Genomic DNA, 926 nt, shown 5'->3' with positions numbered 1-926 from the left:
TGCATACTTCGCGCGCTGATGCGATGCCGCTTACCATCCTGGAGGCCATGGCATCTGGCGTGCCAGTCGTGGCGATCGGCGTCGGTGGCGTGCCGGAAATCGTCACTACGGGCGAGACCGGGATTCTCATAGGAACCACCGAATGGCCCGGCATCGTGTCGGAATATCCCGGCGACTGGGAAGGCGTCGCCCTCGCGGCTATCTCGCTGTTATCCAATCCCGTTAGACTAAAATCGATGGCTGGCGCGAGCGTGAGGCGAGCGCAAGCGAGCTTCGATATCCGCCAGTCAGCCACTCTGACGGGTCATATTTTCCGGCAGTTGCGAGGATCTCGTCCCGATAAGGCCCGCCTCCACTCCATCCCCTGAATTCCAGGTAGCACGACCACAGGATTAGAATTTAGTGGCCCTGATCCCGGTAATGACAGGGTAAAGGGGGTCAACAACGTCGAGGCTTGCGCGGTCGATCTCCTCCAAAGCAAGACCTTGCAGAAAGGCTGTGGCGGCCAGAACATTGCCGAATTGCTGCACTTCCACTCCAGCTGAGCCAAACCTTTCCTCGAATAGGCGTCGTGCAGCACTCTGGGTCATGGCCCAGAACCACTTTTCTGGCCCGTCATGGGCGTCGATGGAAGTGATGCCTGGTACCGTCGCCAACACCACACCACTTGGTGCCAAGGCGCGGTGGATCGTTGCAAGTGCCCCCCGCACGTCGTAGATCATGTGCAGCGTCTGGGTCACGATGATGCAGTCAAGGCGCCCGCCCTCCACGGCATTCTCGTTCTGAAGATCGATGCGCATCGTGGCGTGAGGATTGGCACTCTCTGGCGAGTCGATAATGTCGGAAGTCAAAACCCGCTCCAGGCCAAAACGGTGCGTGTAGACATTGTCGCCGATCTCCGCGACGCGCCCTCGGATGTCCTCTGC

2 protein-coding genes are annotated in these 926 nt (G+C 59.5%); one reads left to right on the top strand and one right to left on the bottom strand.

Translation table 11 applies throughout. The features are described from left to right. A partial coding sequence (locus ACXJ7R_RS34455) for a glycosyltransferase (protein WP_457155691.1) occupies window positions 1–368 on the top strand: 368 nt, incomplete at its 5' end. A gap of 24 nt (window positions 369–392) precedes the next feature. On the opposite strand, the gene ACXJ7R_RS34450 is transcribed toward ACXJ7R_RS34455, so the two are convergent. Continuing rightward, window positions 393–926, bottom strand: a 534-nt coding sequence (locus tag ACXJ7R_RS34450) for a methyltransferase domain-containing protein (protein WP_457155690.1), incomplete at its 5' end; no start/stop codon positions are given.

The organism is Mesorhizobium sp. P5_C1 (assembly GCF_054049815.1).
Note: the sequence above shows the minus strand (reverse complement) of the source record. Positions and strands in the feature narration are given on the sequence as shown.